The 16,748-nt window shown below is 45.4% G+C and carries 15 protein-coding genes; 7 read left to right on the top strand and 8 right to left on the bottom strand.

The annotated features are described in order from the left end of the window. Positions 1–149 precede the first annotated feature (149 nt). The 3 genes from HFD99_RS06380 to HFD99_RS06370 all read left to right on the top strand — a co-directional run bounded on the left by HFD99_RS06380 (position 150) and on the right by HFD99_RS06370 (position 4,643). Positions 150–2,051: a beta-glucoside-specific PTS transporter subunit IIABC gene (locus HFD99_RS06380; protein WP_123796927.1), complete on the top strand. Its 1,902-nt coding sequence runs from the start codon at positions 150–152 to the stop codon at positions 2,049–2,051. Positions 2,052–2,292: 241 nt separating this feature from the next. Then, complete coding sequence (locus HFD99_RS06375; protein ID WP_016820649.1) at positions 2,293–3,690, top strand: L-cystine transporter; 1,398 nt, start codon at positions 2,293–2,295, stop codon at positions 3,688–3,690. 254 nt (positions 3,691–3,944) lie between these two features. After that, positions 3,945–4,643, top strand: coding sequence for a queuosine precursor transporter (locus HFD99_RS06370; RefSeq protein WP_016820648.1), 699 nt, complete (start codon positions 3,945–3,947; stop codon positions 4,641–4,643). A 67-nt stretch (positions 4,644–4,710) separates the two neighbouring features. Here HFD99_RS06370 and HFD99_RS06365 read toward each other — a convergent pair whose 3' ends face one another. Both HFD99_RS06365 and HFD99_RS06360 read right to left on the bottom strand, forming a co-directional pair. After that, positions 4,711–5,799, bottom strand: coding sequence for a M24 family metallopeptidase (locus tag HFD99_RS06365; RefSeq protein ID WP_123796928.1), 1,089 nt, complete (start codon positions 5,797–5,799; stop codon positions 4,711–4,713). Between the two features lie 64 nt (positions 5,800–5,863). Continuing rightward, positions 5,864–6,628, bottom strand: a complete 765-nt coding sequence (locus tag HFD99_RS06360) for an MBL fold metallo-hydrolase (protein WP_031463144.1) — start codon at positions 6,626–6,628, stop codon at positions 5,864–5,866. A gap of 164 nt (positions 6,629–6,792) precedes the next feature. On the opposite strand from HFD99_RS06360, the gene HFD99_RS06355 reads away from it, so the two are divergent. After that, positions 6,793–7,302: a GNAT family N-acetyltransferase gene (locus HFD99_RS06355; RefSeq protein WP_016820645.1), complete on the top strand. Its 510-nt coding sequence runs from the start codon at positions 6,793–6,795 to the stop codon at positions 7,300–7,302. Positions 7,303–7,401: 99 nt separating this feature from the next. Here HFD99_RS06355 and HFD99_RS06350 read toward each other — a convergent pair whose 3' ends face one another. The 3 genes from HFD99_RS06350 to HFD99_RS06340 all read right to left on the bottom strand — a co-directional run bounded on the left by HFD99_RS06350 (position 7,402) and on the right by HFD99_RS06340 (position 9,579). Beyond that, positions 7,402–7,836 carry a threonine/serine exporter family protein gene (locus tag HFD99_RS06350; protein WP_017426578.1) on the bottom strand — a complete coding sequence of 145 codons (435 nt, stop codon included), beginning with the start codon at positions 7,834–7,836 and terminating at the stop codon, positions 7,402–7,404. 20 nt (positions 7,837–7,856) lie between these two features. After that, entirely contained in the window at positions 7,857–8,612 is a 756-nt protein-coding gene (locus HFD99_RS06345; RefSeq protein ID WP_013370006.1) for a threonine/serine exporter family protein, read from the bottom strand. Between the two features lie 109 nt (positions 8,613–8,721). After that, the gene (locus tag HFD99_RS06340; RefSeq protein ID WP_167440835.1) at positions 8,722–9,579 is read right to left on the bottom strand and encodes a hypothetical protein; all 858 of its coding nucleotides are present in this window, start codon (positions 9,577–9,579) and stop codon (positions 8,722–8,724) included. A gap of 360 nt (positions 9,580–9,939) precedes the next feature. Between HFD99_RS06340 and HFD99_RS06335 the strand changes: the two genes are divergently transcribed. Both HFD99_RS06335 and HFD99_RS06330 read left to right on the top strand, forming a co-directional pair. Beyond that, complete coding sequence (locus HFD99_RS06335) at positions 9,940–10,671, top strand: HAD family hydrolase (protein WP_123796930.1); 732 nt, start codon at positions 9,940–9,942, stop codon at positions 10,669–10,671. A 137-nt stretch (positions 10,672–10,808) separates the two neighbouring features. Next, positions 10,809–11,489: a serine/threonine protein kinase gene (locus HFD99_RS06330; protein ID WP_016820640.1), complete on the top strand. Its 681-nt coding sequence runs from the start codon at positions 10,809–10,811 to the stop codon at positions 11,487–11,489. An 82-nt stretch (positions 11,490–11,571) separates the two neighbouring features. On the opposite strand, the gene HFD99_RS06325 is transcribed toward HFD99_RS06330, so the two are convergent. Both HFD99_RS06325 and speD read right to left on the bottom strand, forming a co-directional pair. Beyond that, complete coding sequence (locus tag HFD99_RS06325; protein WP_016820639.1) at positions 11,572–12,990, bottom strand: NAD-dependent malic enzyme; 1,419 nt, start codon at positions 12,988–12,990, stop codon at positions 11,572–11,574. A gap of 249 nt (positions 12,991–13,239) precedes the next feature. Next, on the bottom strand, positions 13,240–14,046 hold the full coding sequence (gene speD / locus HFD99_RS06320) for an adenosylmethionine decarboxylase (RefSeq protein ID WP_016820638.1): 807 nt from the start codon (positions 14,044–14,046) through the stop codon (positions 13,240–13,242). Positions 14,047–14,619: 573 nt separating this feature from the next. Here speD and HFD99_RS06315 point away from each other — a divergent pair. Beyond that, on the top strand, positions 14,620–15,468 hold the full coding sequence (locus tag HFD99_RS06315) for a hypothetical protein (RefSeq protein WP_016820637.1): 849 nt from the start codon (positions 14,620–14,622) through the stop codon (positions 15,466–15,468). Positions 15,469–15,552: 84 nt separating this feature from the next. On the opposite strand, the gene HFD99_RS06310 is transcribed toward HFD99_RS06315, so the two are convergent. Continuing rightward, the gene (locus tag HFD99_RS06310) at positions 15,553–16,566 is read right to left on the bottom strand and encodes an RluA family pseudouridine synthase (RefSeq protein ID WP_016820636.1); all 1,014 of its coding nucleotides are present in this window, start codon (positions 16,564–16,566) and stop codon (positions 15,553–15,555) included. Positions 16,567–16,748 lie beyond the last annotated feature (182 nt).

Genomic DNA, 16,748 nt, shown 5'->3' with positions numbered 1-16,748 from the left:
GATTTAGGATTGCTACTTCTAAACAAGAAGGCAAAACCTGAATGCTGAAAGAAGATTGGCTTTTATAAAGCTGTCTGCTTTCTGTATTCAGGTTTTTTTTATTCCCAATTTTCACACTATATACCTTAAATAGAAAAGAGGAATGCCTCATGGATCGAAATCAATTATCCAAAGAGATACTTACATTGGTCGGTGGAGAAGAAAATGTAGAGCAGGTCATTCACTGCATGACGCGCTTGCGCTTCAACCTTCATGATGATAAGAAAGCTCAAAAAGAGCAGTTGCAAAAAACGGATGGTGTCATGGGAGTCATGGAGAGTGGCGGCCAGTTTCAGGTGATTATCGGAAATGATGTAGCTAATGTATATAAATCATTGGTGAGTAACATGTCCAAGGCACCGCAAAGTGAAACAGGCGCAAGCACTGCATCCAAGAAAAAACAAAACCCGATCAGCCAACTGTTCGACTTTATTGCGGGTATGTTTACACCTATTTTGCCGGCGATCACCGGGGCAGGTATGATCAAAGGGATTATTGCCCTACTGGTAGCTATGCACTGGATGTCTGACAAGAGTCAAACCTATACGATTTTAGCCGCAATAGGTGACGGTGCGTTCTACTTCCTGCCGATTATTTTGGCTGTGAGTGCGGCTAGAAAACTCGGTAGCAATATGTTTATTGGTGCAGCGATTGGTGCTTCAATTTTACATCCAGACATTACAGCATTACTGGCTTCGAATGTGAAGGTTAGCTTTATTGGCCTTCCGGTGACAGCGGCCACGTATTCGTCGACCGTTATTCCAATTGTTATCGCGATCTGGCTGGCATCCTATGTTGAAAAAGTCATTGATAAGTATACTCATGCATCACTGAAGTTGCTTGTTGTTCCAACACTGACTCTATTGATTATCGTACCTTTGACGTTGATTGCTGTAGGGCCGCTCGGCTCCATTATTGGTAATGGCCTGTCAGGAGGGATATCTTGGTTGTTTGAAAATACAGGTGCGCTTGCAGGTCTACTGCTGGGCGGTACCTTCTCCCTGATCATTATGACAGGTATGCACTACGCATTGGTTCCAATTATGATCGGATCGATTGCAACGTTGGGCTATGATTACATGATTCCAATTATGGGAGCAGCTAACTTGGCTCAGGCTGGTGCAACACTCGGCGTATTCTTGAAATCCAAAAATGCCAAAGTCAAAACAGTGGCCTTCTCCACGAGCTTGACAGCTATTATGGGTGTAACCGAGCCTGCAATGTATGGTGTGAATATGCGGTTTAAAAAACCGTTTACGGCAGCGTTGATCGGCGGAGCTGTCGGTGGGGGCTTCATGAGTTTGTTTGGTACAAAAGCGTACGTCGTTGGGGGACTCGTTGGTTTGCCTGGTCTGGCTATGTTTATTGGACCGACTTTCTTGTACGCAATTCTTGGTCTTATTATTGCATTTGTGGTTGCTGCGATTGTTACCTATGTGATCGGTTTTACAGATGAAAAGAACGAAGAAGCGACACAAGCAGCAGATGCTGCTGGCGAGATCTCTATTGAGGAAGTAGCTCAATCTGCGATGAGCTCACTGCCAAAAGGTGAGAAAATCCCGGTATTCAGCCCAATTGTGGGTGAAGTTAAACCGCTCAGTGAAGTCAATGATCCTGCATTTTCTCAAGAAATTATGGGTAGAGGATGGGCTATTGAACCCTCCGAAGGTCGGGTTGTTTCCCCAGTTGAGGGCACAGTGTTCTCCATTTCCAAAAGTGGGCACGCTGTAGGTTTGGTGAGTGATTCAGGACTTGAAATGCTCATTCACGTAGGGATGGACACTGTTAAACTAAAAGGACTTCATTTTACGCCTCATCTTAAAGCAGGAGATCGCGTAAAGGTAGGTGATCTTATACTGGAGTTTGATCTGGTGGAAATCCGCAAGGCTGGATACGAAACGATAACGCCTGTTATTGTTACAAATGTAGATCAGTTTAGCGAATTGGAGCCCGCAGGGAATCAGCATAAAGTCGTTAAGGAACAGGAACTGTTATATACAGTGATCGTCTAACAGCTAAAAAAATCTACGTATAAATTGAAAACGAATTGTTGTGTTCAGGATAACAAACAGCAAGCCTTCATCTTACGAAGGCTTGCTGTTTGTCGTTTTCATAAAATCTAAGGCTGAAGCAGTTTTATTATTTTTATTTCAATAAAACCTACAAAAATAGTTGGCTTTGTGATATAGTAATCTTCGGATTGAAGGGTCACTTTAGAAAACATCTTACGTTTAAGTTTGGAGGAAAAGATATATGGATACCTTCTTTATTATTTTAAATGTTATCGTGCTGCTTGCACTGCTCGGCGTGTTGGTCTGGATGCAGAAAAAGCGCATCTCTTTTACAAAAAGAGTTTTTACCGGGCTCGGCTTCGGACTGATCTACGGGGCTATTCTTCAGTACGCTTATGGGGCTGGCTCAGAGGTCATTACCAAATCGGTCGATTGGTTCAACCTTGCAGGTAATGGTTATGTCCGTTTGCTGCAAATGGTCGTTATTCCGCTTATCATGGTGTCGATTATTTCGGCTATTATGAATTTGAAGGGAAGACAGAACCTAGGCAAAATAAGCGTGTCCATTATTGCAGTGCTACTGATTACAACGGCGATTGCAGCTTCAGTAAGTATTGTAACCAGCCTGTCTTTTGATCTAAAAGCAATTGAGATTCAAAGTGGTGAAAAGGAGCAAGCGCAGGGACTGAAGATGGAAGAACGCCTGGGAACAGTTCAGGATATGACTATTCCACAGCAGGTGCTGGAATTTATTCCTTCGAATCCTTTTGAAGATATGACAGGGGCACGCCGTACATCGACGTTGGCAGTGGTTATCTTCTCAGCCTTTATCGGGGTGGCAGTACTCGGATTGGATCGTAAAAAACCGGAGCAGGCGCAAACCTTCCGCAAAGTGATCGACGCAGTGTACGCTGTAGTGATGCGGATTGTAACGCTGGTGCTAAGATTGACGCCTTACGGTATTTTAGCACTGATCACGAAAGTTGTAGCTACAACAAATCCGGATGAAATCTTGAAGCTGATCAAGTTTGTACTTGCTTCTTATGTGGCTTTATTGGTCATGTTCGTTATTCATCTTATTTTGCTGGCCTTGTTCGGTTATAATCCAGTGACATATGTGAAAAAGGTATTGCCTACGCTGGTTTTTGCTTTTACGTCTCGTTCCAGTGCAGCGACCATTCCATTAAATGTTGAAACACAAACGAAAAAGCTTGGTGTGTCCGACGGCATCGCAAATCTGTCCGCGACCCTGGGTGCAACCATTGGGCAAAACGGCTGTGCGGGTATTTATCCTGCCATGCTGGCGGTCATGATTGCTCCAACGGTGGGCATAGATCCTACAAGCTGGGATTTTATCCTCACACTTATTCTGGTTGTTACGGTGAGCTCGTTCGGTGTGGCAGGTGTAGGCGGGGGCGCCACTTTCGCTTCCCTGATCGTGCTTTCTACCCTGAACCTTCCCGTGGCCTTGGCAGGATTGCTCATTTCGGTTGAACCGTTAATTGATATGGGCCGTACCGCGTTGAATGTTAATGATTCTATTACCGCAGGTCTTATCTCTGGCAAAGTACTCAAGGAGAACGATCAAGACGTGTTCAACAACCATGGCACGGATCTGGATGCAGCGGCACACTCTTAAGTAAAAGATAGACGAATGGTATACACTGCAGCCTCATATCGCATTTATCGCATATGTATATGTAACACATGCAGTGTGCACCTCCGTACTCAGAGCCGACCCTAAGGTCGGCTCTTTATTTTGGGCTGGTGGCCGTGTAAATTATAGCTGTTCACAAATCCTAATCTATGATACATTAAAATAATGTTTTTCCGGCTTGTTCGGATGAACCGCGGTTCGCAACCATCCCGCGCTATCAAAACTAGGAGGATTTCATGTTTAATCTGTTATGGGGGGCAGCATTTGTCCTCGTCAATTTTATGTTCTTTTTGCTATGTTATCGGTTGTTTGGTAAAAAAGGGCTATACGCCTGGATTGGCGTTGCTACTGTTTTGGCCAATATTCAGGTAACCAAAACCATTGATCTGCTCGGCATTACCACGACATTGGGAAATACAATGTATGTTTCTATGTATATGGCCAGCGATTTACTAAATGAAAAATATGGGCCTAAAGAGGCGCGAAAAGCTGTGTGGTTTGGCTTTTTTACTCTGATTATGACGACGATCACGATGCAGATGGTGCTGTTATTTGAGCCTACTGCAACCGATTTTGCCCAGACACCGATGCAACAGCTCTTCGGATTGTTGCCAAGGCTTGCGCTTGCCAGCTTGACAGCCTATGCGGTCAGTCAATTGCTGGACGTGCGTCTATATGCCTGGATTCGCAAGTTTTTCCCGGAGCGTCATCAGCTCTGGATTCGCGGCAATGGCAGCACGATGATCAGCTCGTTTATAGACACCCTCATTTTCTGTAGCATTGCCTTTTACGGCTATGCGTGGGGGATATGGATCGAACTGTTGTTCACCACCTACATCTTAAAATTTGTACTGACTGCGGCAGGTACACCGATTTTATACATCGCACGTAATTTCCGTTTGATAGAAGAGGAGGGGCAAACCCTCAAGCCTTAATTGGCTTGGGGTCGCCCCTCTTTTTTTTTCGTACTTTTAACATATCAATATTAAGAATAGCACTAGATTACCCCAGCACGGTCAGTTCCTTCGGAAAAGAAGTCAGCACTTCAACACCCTCAGAGGTGACCAGAACGTCATCTTCAATCCGCACACCCCCAAGACCTGGTACGTAGATGCCGGGTTCGATCGTGAACACAAACCCTTCATGAAGCAGATCGTTATTGCCTCCGTGCACAGATGGATATTCATGAACACTCATACCAAGACCATGTCCAACCCGATGGTTAAAGGCAGGGCCATATCCAGCGGCTTCAACAACGGCTCGAGCTGCCTGGTCTACGGATGCGCAGGAAACTCCCGGGCGAATGGCGGCAATTCCGGCTTCATTTGAGCGAAGAACCGTATTATATATCGTTTCCAGCTCAGTCGAAAGCTTGCCAAAGGCAAAAGTGCGTGTAATATCCGAAGCATAACCATCGGAATATACACCCATATCAAACATGAGCAGATCACCGTGTTGCAGCTTGCGGGTCCCTGGGACACCATGTGGCAAGGCTGTTTTGGGTCCAGACAACACTGTAGTGTCAAAGGATGGACCATCTGCACCGAGTTTTTTCATCTGGTATTCGATTTCGGCTACCAGCTCGACTTCGGTCACCCCTTCGCGAACATGGGTTAGGCCGTGACGAAGAGCATCTTCCACCGAACGAGCTGCATGCTTCAAACGTTTTACTTCCTCAGGAGTTTTTCTCACGCGCATGTCTTGAAGCACCGGACCCAAGTCAACATATTGAGCAGCGCCAATGGCAGTATGTAGTTGTTCGTAACGGAGGACGGAGACGTGTTCCTTTTCCAGTGCGAATGCTTTCACTCCGGTACCTGTGCGTTGGCGTAACAGATCATACGGATTGTCCGTATCGGTGTGGGTGGATATACGCGTCACCGAGGAAGCAGCTTGGGCAGCTTCTGCGTCCAGGGCTGGTACAATTAGTTCTGGTTCTTGGTCACGAAGCAGCACGAGCCCTAGAAAACGCTCATGCGGATCACTGGCGAAGCCTGTCAGGTAGTAAATATGTTTGGGATCGGTCACAAGTAGGCCATCCCAAGCTTGTGACTTCAGTTCATCATACAATCTGGTAATTTTATCATTCATAGAGTCTCATTCCTTTCTGTCCATTTATTCATTATAGCTCTTATTACATCATAATTTATATGGCTTATTCTCTTGACTGACTTAATGCTTGCAGACGTGCCTGCACATTCTGATCATAGTAACCACCATGGTAGCAGAGTACCTTATCTACATCCAATACGGTCAGTTTATCGAGGCTCTTCAGAGCCAACGGCATATCCGGCGTAGCCGACTCAGCGGGACCGACCAGCTCACCCTCGACTACACGCAGTTCATCTGCTGCCAACAGGAGCTTGTGTGCAGGCACATACAAGCTGATATGTCCGGGCGTGTGACCAGGTGTATGAATAATCTGTATGCCTCCACCATAAGGCAGATGTTCACCGTCCTCAAGCATATGAGCAAAGCGCAAATCTGGCAGGCGGCGAATCATATCCTCTGCTTGTTGCTTGAGTGCAGGCTCCATCAGATTGATGCGTTCCGGCGTCAGCTTTATAAATGGTCGTTCTCCTGTCATATATGGAATGTCATCCTTATGGGCCAGCAGGGCAGTGTTCGGTAGCAAGTCCAGCAGTGCTTGAACATTTCCGATATGGTCAATATCCTGATGCGTTATAATAATTCTTTTCAGACGGCTTATATCCTCACCCACATCTGAAATAGCCTTGCGCAGAGGCTCCAATTGGCCAAGCATGCCCGAGTCTATCAATGTAAGTCCATCCTCGTCCTTGAGCAGTACAGGATGAATGATCGAATGTCCAAAAAAAGGTCCCATAGACACTTCCAAAATCAAAATTTGAGTTCCAATATTCATATTAAGCTGCTTCGGATTCCTTTGATTCCGAAGCATACCTCCCGTCTCATGTTGTTAAATTGGTTAATGTAGTGCTGGCTTATCTTCAAATTCTATTATAAGACCCTTTGGGGTTAATCCGCAAAACAACTCGATATGGCTGTTCCAGCGCTTGTCCTGTACAATAAATAAATCACCACAATAGGGGGGCAGATACGATAATGAACAAGGACCAATCTTTTTCCATTGAAATTGCATGCAGGGAGGATCTTCCCGATATTGTGGATATTTATAATTCTACGATTGCAGGACGAATGGTCACGGCAGACCTGGAGCCTGTGACAGTGGAGAGCCGCATTACATGGTTTGAAGCTCATCAGGAAAACCACCGCCCTTTGTGGGTACTAAGACAAAAGGGGAACATTGCCGGATGGGCCAGCCTTCAGTCCTTTTATGGCCGTCCAGCTTATAACGGTACAGCGGAAATTAGCATTTATGTCCATGAGGATTCTCGTGGAACCGGCACTGGAAGCCGTCTGGTACAGCACTTGCTAAATGAATGTCCTAGACTAGGAATTACAACGTTGTTGGGGTTTGTATTTGGTCATAATGAACCGAGTATTGCGCTGCTGCGGAAGTTTGGCTTTGAGCAGTGGGGATACTATCCACGTGTTGCCGTGCTGGACAGCATAGAGCGAGATCTGGCTATATTAGGTAAGCGAGTAGATTAATATTGAGCTACACAAAAAGGCTGTCCCCACCATCGTCTCATACACTGTCAGTGTGGCGATTTTGGGAGCAGCCTTTTTTACTTTGTTATTTCTTCGTTTTTAACGCTGAGGTTTAAAACGTACGTTGTGAAAGATTTGATTAAGCACCTCAGAGATCACCAAACCGACTGCTATTGCCCCGGCGATCATGAGTGTGCTCATGGCCAGCTCCAGTGCCTGAGGATAATGTTGTTGTACGAACTGGCGCATGGCATTATAAGCCATTCCTCCTGGCACCAGGGGAATCATGCCTGCCACGCTGAAAATAATCACAGGCATTTTGTACAGTCTAGCAAAACCTTGACTGACGATGCCGATAAGGATCGTGGCTAAAAGGCTGGCGCTCACAGGTCCCATGCTATCCGTGGTTGAATAATAGACAAGCCAGCCCAGCATACCGACAAAACCACATTGCAGCAGCGAACGCCGAGGAGCGTGGAACAGTATACCGAAAGCAGCGGTGGCAATAAAGCTTGTGAATAATTGTGCAAGCATAAGCTTGAATCTCCTCCAAATTACATATAAGAAATGATAACTGCAACACCAGCACCAATGGCGAAAGACGTCAAGCAAGCATCTGCACCTTTGGAAAGCCCTGAGACTAGGTGCCCGGACATTAAATCCCGAAGAGCATTTGTAATTAACAAGCCCGGCACCAGTGGCATAACGGAGCCAATGATAATTTTATCCATCATCTGACCCCCGCCAACAATCACTAACAGAGCCGCCAGCAAGCCGATTAGAAAAGATGCAGAAAATTCTGAGAAAAACTTAACCTTAACGAGCCTGTGGAAATATTGTAAGGCTGCAAATCCGATACCGCCGCACAACACAGCTCCGGGGAAATCTCGCCACACTCCACCAAACATGATCATAAAGCAACCGCTGGCCAACGCTGCAGCGATCAGTTGTACACGATTGGAATAGCGGAGGGGACCACGTTCAATTTCCGAAAGCTCTTTTACGGCTGCGCTGGGAGACAAAGTGCCTGCGCTGATTTTACGTGAAATGGAGTTCACCTCGGTCACCTTGTGCAAATCTGTAGTCCGCTCTACGATCCGGATTAGCTTGGCAGGTTCCGAATCATTAATGGCAAAAAAAATTCCAGTGGGTGTTACATAGCTATGGGACTGGGATATGCCATAGGCTGAAGCAATGCGGGACATCGTGTCTTCAACACGATAGGTCTCGGCTCCATTTTGCATCATCAGTTTGCCTGCTAGCAGACAAACCTCAATGATTTCAGGAGTAGGATAGGAATGATTATTCATGCTCGCTCTCTTTCATGCGCCCCAGGTCGTTCGACCCTGTTGTTTTCATTTATTGTAGCACAAAAAGCCGCCTTTTCAGAGGCGGTTAAATTGGGGGAATCTATGGAGTTTATCGAGATTCTATCGTATCGGGAATAACGGTATAGTAGGACTCCTCTAGGTATATTGCGGCCTCAGACAAGCCCATCAGCCTAAGCTGTCCTGTTACAAAAGCTCGAAGGGCTGAATGGGTGAACAGATGCCGTGTCTGAGCATCCCGAATAAAAGCTAGTCTGGCTTCACGCGAACCGCTGCGGAACAAATCACGTACAGCTTCACCTTGTTGTTCCCAAAGGAATGGCTCCGTTACGTTCAAGAAGTCGCTCTCAATAGAAGAGCTACGCTTCAAAGAAGAAGGTGCCTGAATACCCAAGCCATTCAGTGTAGGAGCAACTTCATTTTGCTTACGCTCTGTTCGCAAGCTGTCGATGTAGGCGGCCATATCTTGAATCGGCAGAATGCCAAAGCGCTCCCGAAAGCATTCGCGTACAAACGCGGTACGTTCATCCACAGTCTGCGGAGGACGCTGACCAGCATGTCCAGAATAGTCTGCTCCACTGGCATAGTATCGTTTTAATGAACTGTTTTCTGTATAAACAACACTTAAAAAATCCTGCAAATGGCGGGCAACCACCCATACCCCTGTCCAATCGACGGGAGAGACGCATACAATCGGAGCCTGTGAAAGGTCCTTTTCAAGACCAAAATCGGTTAAAAAGCCATAATGTATCCCGTCCACTCCAGCGTGGGCAAAAGGAATAACATCAGGCGGTGTAGCCATATATCGCGGAGCGCGGCCTTGTTCCATAATCAATCCCAAATCAAAACTCAGAGAATGCCGGTTCGCTTCAAGCTCCTGTTCAAACTCTATAAGTGCCTCAATCAAAGGTGTGGCTGATCCATAGGCTAGGTTAGAACCGGAATCCATTGTGTATACCTCCCTTATCCAAGTACATCTGTAAAGCGTTCATCCCTAAAAGGTACGTGATTTTACACGAAATGTAAACCTGTATGACGAATATTTTCAAAAATGTGACCTTTTACCCGTGTGCTATCAAAATAAAACGCTTTCGTTCAAATTAGGACAAGATGCCTATGTTAGCGCAGTAGTGAAGTAAAGTGAGTTTGCCAAAATGCAGTCTTTTCAGTGTATGTTATTATCTGAGAAGGGTGAATGACAGATACGGGCTGGGTAGGTCAGGGTGCAACGTAATAGGTCAACGGGTATAATATCAGGACAAGGTATAGAGGAGTGTCATCCAAAGATTTAACAGAAAGAAGTGGGCATATGAACTTGCAAAAGAAGGCTGTTTTTTTTGATGTAGATGATACGATGTACGATCATTTGCACCCTACACGTGATGCATTACGTACAGTATTAGGATTAAGTGAGCGTTTTCCATATGAGGAAGTCTACCACCGTATTCGCTATTACAGCGATTTACTATCGGCTAAAGGAGGACTATTGGAGGGGAAAGCAGGGCTGGAAGAACTGGATGAGATGAGGGAAGGTCGTTTTATTCTGGCTCTACAAGAATTCGGGGTAGATATTACCCGTGAGCAGGCAGTGCATGTCCAACAAGAATACTTGGATCGTCAGTACCGAATTGAGTCTTTTGAGGGGGCTACTTCGTTAATTGATGAATTGAACTCGGCTGGCTATGTGGTTGGTTTAATTACGAACGGTCTTGAAGAACACCAGATGAGCAAAATTAAAGCCATGACACTGGAAAATCATGTTGCAGCAGAGCATATTTTTGTGTCTGGGACCGTTGGTTATGCCAAGCCTGATCCGCGCCTTTTCGAAATAGTGAACGAACGGACAGGAACTTTAGCAGAGCATTGCTGCTACATTGGGGATTCCTGGCGTAATGATGTGGTGGGAGCTATAGCTGCAAATTGGCAGGTCATTTGGTTCAATCACAGGAACGCTTTCCCGGAATCTGATGTGTCGAGGGCTTATAAAACCGCGGCAAGTTACACAGAGTTAAGAGGGCTGCTCCTGCCAGACGCACGTTAGACACGGTACATATCGTGTTATCCAAAAGAATCTAACCTATTTTGAAGCTATTTCAAAAGCTGGTCCGTAATACTATTTATCTGTTATAAATCTAACTTCATTTGAAATGGGTAGAACAGAGAAGGAGGGACCCGCGCATGGTAGAACCATGGAGGCAGGCAGACGACATCATAAGTCAAGTGACCGTATATAGTACGGAGGATAATGACCCAGTTACCATTAAAACAGCCACCCAAGGCGTACGCTGTATTGGCATTGGGACAGATGCGGCTGTATTTACACTCGATACGTTGCCAGGCTACGCGTTCAAGGTGTATTCAGACATGGCGATCGAAAAAAAAGATGCAGAAGCCGATGTATATGAGCGTTTGCAAGGGTCTGATTTTTTTCCTCATTATTACGGAAAAGGCGATAAGTATATTGTCATTAGTTACGAATCTGGTGTTACGTTGCTAGATTGCCTGCTGCAAGGAATTCCGGTGCCGGAGCAGGTCATTTTGGACGTGGAAAAGGCGAGGGAATTTGTTCGGTCCAGGGGACTGAATCCCCGTGATATTCATCTCAAGAATGTACTCATGCAAGACGGACGCGCCAAGGTATTAGACGTATCTGAATATGTAAAAGAAGGCGATGACAAGCGTTGGGAGCATTTGGTGTGGGCGTATCATACGTTCTATTCCGGTTTCTCCGAGGTTAAGGTTCCTTCATGGATTTTAGATACGATCAAAAAATGGTATTACAAGCTGGACAACTCCAGCATCAACCTGGAGGAGTTTGCCCAGCGTGCCAGTCAATTGTTTTCTAAATGGAAGTCATAACTGCTGTGAAGAGTATCGAGATACAGACCTAGCCTTCTATACAAAAGGATTGCACCCATTTTACGGGAGCAATCCTTTTCTTCTATCTGAAATCTCTAGGAACTCTTCTGGCTGTACCGCTCGCAATCGCGGCTTGAATCACCTTTTTACGCACCTGCTGTACAGCGCCTTCGTTAAAAACACCCGGGATAATATATAGCTTGTTTAATTCATCGGGACGGATTGTGCTTGCGATGGCTTCTGCGGCTGCCAGCTTCATCTCTTCGTTAATTTCACGGGCGCGACAGTCCAGTGCTGCTCGGAATATGCCAGGGAAGCAAAGTACGTTGTTAATCTGGTTAGGATAGTCCGAACGTCCGGTGGCGATGACCCCTGCAATATCCTCGACATCCTCTGGGTTAATTTCCGGGACCGGGTTCGCCATGGTGAACAGGACAGGAGCTTCCTTCATACGCTTCACGTCTTCTCGTTGCAATATTCCGCCTGCCGACAGACCGATAAACACATCTGCGTCCTTCAGAACCTCAGATAGCGTGCCGGACAGCCGCTCAGGGTTGGTATGCTGCGCATACCAGTTCCACATCGGGTGCTCATAGGTTTCATCAGCTGTAAGCGCACCGTGACGGTCTACACCAATAATGTTCACTGCCCCTGCAGATAGCAAAATTTTGGTACAGGCGACACCTGCAGCCCCGATACCGCAGACGACAATTTTGACGTCAGACAGAGCTTTGCCGACCACCTTGAGCGCATTAATCAGCCCTGCGTACAAAACAACAGCTGTGCCATGCTGATCGTCATGAAAAACAGGTATATCCAGCTCGTCACGTAATCGCTGTTCAATTTCAAAGCATCGTGGCGATGAAATATCCTCCAGATTAATACCGCCAAAGGCTGGGGCCAGTTGCTTAATGGCCTTAATGATTTCTTCCGTGTCCTGCGTATCCAGGCAGATGGGGAAGGCATCGACGGACCCAAGCTGCTTGAACAGCATGGCTTTGCCTTCCATAACTGGCATGGCTGCATACGGGCCGATGTTGCCGAGTCCGAGGACAGCGCTTCCGTCAGAGACGACAGCGACGGTGTTACGCTTAATTGTTAATCGGAAAGCTTTGTCTGGCTCCTCATGAATTGCCATGCATACGCGTGCCACATCAGGAGTGTATACCCGGGATAAGTCATCGCGGTTTTGAATCGGGACCTTAGGCTGCATTTCAATCTTGCCCCCGAGATGTAAGAGGAAGGTGCGATCAGAGATGGACAGTACCTTTACACCTTGTGCTTTTTTAATCCGGGCGATCATTCGGTCGATTTCTGCTGGATCAGCAATGGTGACTGTAATATCTCTCACAGTGGCCTTCTCAGAGGTGCGGATGACGTCAATGGCGATGACATCTCCGCCATGTTCGTTTACCAACGTAATCAATTGACCAAACTGGATGTGCTCGGTGGAAATTTCCAGTCGTAAAATAATATTTTTACCGCCAATACCGCCTTGCATGCAAATTCCTCCTTTGTCTTTTAAAACAAAATAGTGATCAATTGATTGCGCTTACAATCGGGAGCAAGTCTAAGATCTAGGCTGATAGTTTAAATTAGTGGTTTCTTCCCCTATCATAGTGAACATTCTTCCACTTGTACAGATCAAGCTGAGTAATATATATGATCTTGTATCCAAAAAAGACGAAAGCCCGGCTGAATTCCAGTCTAAGCAATCGTCCTTTGTATAACGAAATGATCCATTTTTGGTTTACGTCATATTTTTGCCGTAGTAAATTTCGTCCATTTCGATTTTGAGTCGTGTTGATATATTTTGTTGCTCTTTTTCACTCAGACTTTCTTTTGTGTAGCCGAACAGGTAGTTGTCCAGATCAAATTGTTTTAGCTTGCATTTGGTATGGAAAATATTTTCCTGATACACGTTTACGTCGATCATGTCATACTGATTGCGCACTTCGTCGGGAATATAGTTTTGAATCGAGGCAATGTCGTGGTCGATAAAAAGCTTATGACCATTCGTATCACGTGTAAAGCCGCGTACCCGGTAATCAATCGTCATAATGTCAGTGTCAAAAGAATGAGTCAGATAGTGAAGTGCCTTGAGCGGGGAGATTTCCCCACAGGTAGAAACATCAATATCTGCACGAAACGTGCTGATCCCCTCGTCTGGATGATATTCAGGGTAGGTGTGAACCGTAATATGACTTTTATCCAGCTGTATCACGACAGACTCAGGTAGGGGACCTGGTGATTCTGCATACGAATCATTCGGTACCTCCACAATCGGCCCTTCTGATATAAGCACTGTCACGCTCGCTCCTTGAGGGACATAATCCTGCTGAGCAACATTGAGTACATGGGCACCGATAATATCGGATACATTTTTTAAAATAGCTGTCAGTCGATCCGAGTTATATTGTTCATCAATATATTCAATATAGGCCTCGCGTTCTTCTTTGGTTTTGGTGTAACAAATATCGTACATATTAAAGCTCAATGATTTGGTCAAATTGTTAAATCCGTGCAGGGTAATCCGCTGTTCCGGTGTTATGGTCATAGGCTATTTCCCCTTATAGTCGCAGTATTCATACGTAATATTCCCAACACGCCTTTTCATATACCGATTCATAAAATCAGCTTTGTAGCGGATAAAATAAAGACTTGAACATGTATGTTTTACCCGATTGGTATCATTAAAAACAGCCAGATTCACTTGAGATCCTCTCGATTTTACATGTATGGGAATTAAACGTTAATATACTTTATTTCTTACTCAGCAATTTTTAAGTAACAGAGCTTATAATGTGGACTATGTATATATGTATACAGGAAGGGAACGGAATTGGCAGAAGGTTCGTAGTACAACAAAAGATCTAGGTTCGTAATTCATGAATTTAATGTATGTTACCTTCATAATGCTGAAAGCTTAACCGAATATGATTATAGGCCCTAAAAAATAGTGATTTTGTACATTGCATAAAATGAGAAAAGCAACTTCAGCCACTGTTATGCGTATAATGAAATAAACGTAACAAGCTAAGAATTATGAAGTTAAAATGAATTTTGATCGCAAACTCATTTTATAAACCTATCTCATGACTGTAAGAAAAACGGTGGAAGGAGTATCAAGATGCTGGCTTTGTCCGATCCGGCCTGGACTCTGCTCCAAGGCCCCTACGGTTCTTCTCAATACGTTCCAGAAATGTTAAAACAGCTCCAAGCCGGATATGATGGCGAAATGGCTGACACCTTGTATTGGGAGGAATTGTATCACCAAAATACGTTGTATACTTGTACTTTTGCGGCTGTACCTTACCTAGTAGACATTGCGCTAAAAAGTTCTGATATAGAGATTCGGGCAGATATATATACCATTTGCGGAATATTTGAAGCGAAAAATAATAATCCCTTACATACCAAAATCCCGTTGGAATTTGCAAGGGATCAGGTGGAAGTGGATTCTAGCCTGGCAGAATATATTTATACGCAATATCGAAGTGCCATCGTTCGCCTTGCAGAATTGACAGAAGAAATGGTGCTCTATGCGAAAGAACACGAAGAAGATGTCGGCAAGCGCTATGTTCTCGCTGCGGCTGCCGCCTTTGAGGGGGATCATTGCGTAGCCTATATGCTACAAACTTTTGATACAGGTGACGAATATATGCTGGATTGTCCCCATTGCGGTACCCCGCTCTATATTTGGCCTGATGAACAGGGTGACACTCTCGTTGTCTATGATAAAGACCCTGTCAGTTCAGGCAATCTAATCCCCTATCCGATTCGCCCCCGTTCATTGGACCATAGAGGTGCCGATATACAGTGGCTATACGAATATGCTCAAAAAATAGATGAGAAATTACTTCTTGCCCAGTTACCTTACTTAAACGGTTGGGTAGAATGTCCAGTGTGTAATTCACCCATATACATATGGGATGAGTTGATGAAAATGGCTGATGGTGTTCGGAGGCATACCGCTTAACCAACAAAAAAAGGGGCTGTTTTTTTACAGCCCCCTAATTTCCTTTTGTGTTTTTACACTCTTCTTCGTGTGCTTCACTCCAGGCTACTCCCGAAACGGATTCAAAAAGCTTTTAGGAATGTCGGATTCAAAACGCAGCAGTACTCCGGTGACGGGATGAATAAACGACAATACCTGTGCATGCAGACCAAGGCGCCCAATCGACTTGCTCTTGGAACCGTATTTTTTATCTCCAACAATCGGATGACCGATATCCTCCATATGCACGCGAATTTGATTTTTGCGTCCGGTCTCCAAACGTACTTCCAGCAAAGAAAAATGCCGATTGGCCTGAAGCCGCTTGTAATGAGTGACTGCATGCTGGCCGTCATTCGGATAAGGACTGGAGTACATTTTCAGCGTCTTGCTTTCTTTCAGCCATGAGGTGATTGTGCCCGCGTCTTTTTTAACCTGTCCTTCTACGAGAGCGATGTATGTTCGTTCATACACAACTTCCTTCCACGCTTGTTGCATTTCCTGCTGTATGGCTTCGCTTTTAGCAAACATCATCACTCCTGATGTATCACGATCCAAACGATGCAGTACAAAAATACGGTTGTACGGATGCTCGCGTCGAACGTGGGCTGTAAGCTGGCGATAGGCTGTGACTTCCTGTTCCTGCGCAGAAGCGACAGAAAGTAGCCCAGCATCTTTATGGATAACGATAATAGCTTCGTCCTCATGCAAAATACGCAGCCCGGTTAGCGGCACCACAGGAGCTACCTTTTCCTTGGAGAGCGCGACAGTCTGTCCTTGCTCCAGCGGAAAATTATGCACAGTACGAGGAGTACCGTTGACGGAAACTTGCCCACGCGCCAATGCCGATTTAATGGAATTACGACCCATGCCAGTCACATGCTCAACTAAAAAGCTCAATAGCTCTGCAGGTTCCTGAACGATGTATGTTTTGGCAGGGGATTTATCCAAAGTATGGGTTTTCCGTTGAGCTTCCGGTCTATAGGAGCCAGATTTTCCGGCGGGTTTGTGATTGCGTCTGGAGTGGCTTGTGTTTGAAGTTGATTTTGTATGATTTTTCCTTTGAGGTTTCCGATTATTCATGGGTTCTTTCTCCTTCTTGGAGCCGTATCTCTTCATATTGTGGACCATTTGCGGCACCGTGTTCACTATATCATGAGAAAACAGCGAATGCCATAAGAGACTAAAACCCGATGGACAGACTTCCAGCGGTTGAACATTGCCCTTAACCCCGGTAAACTATAAGGTAACGAAAGAAAAGCCGA

It is taken from the genome of Paenibacillus sp. EKM301P (assembly GCF_011800295.1).
GTDB lineage: Bacteria > Bacillota > Bacilli > Paenibacillales > Paenibacillaceae > Paenibacillus > Paenibacillus polymyxa.
This window is presented reverse-complemented; position numbering and strand designations above follow the sequence as displayed.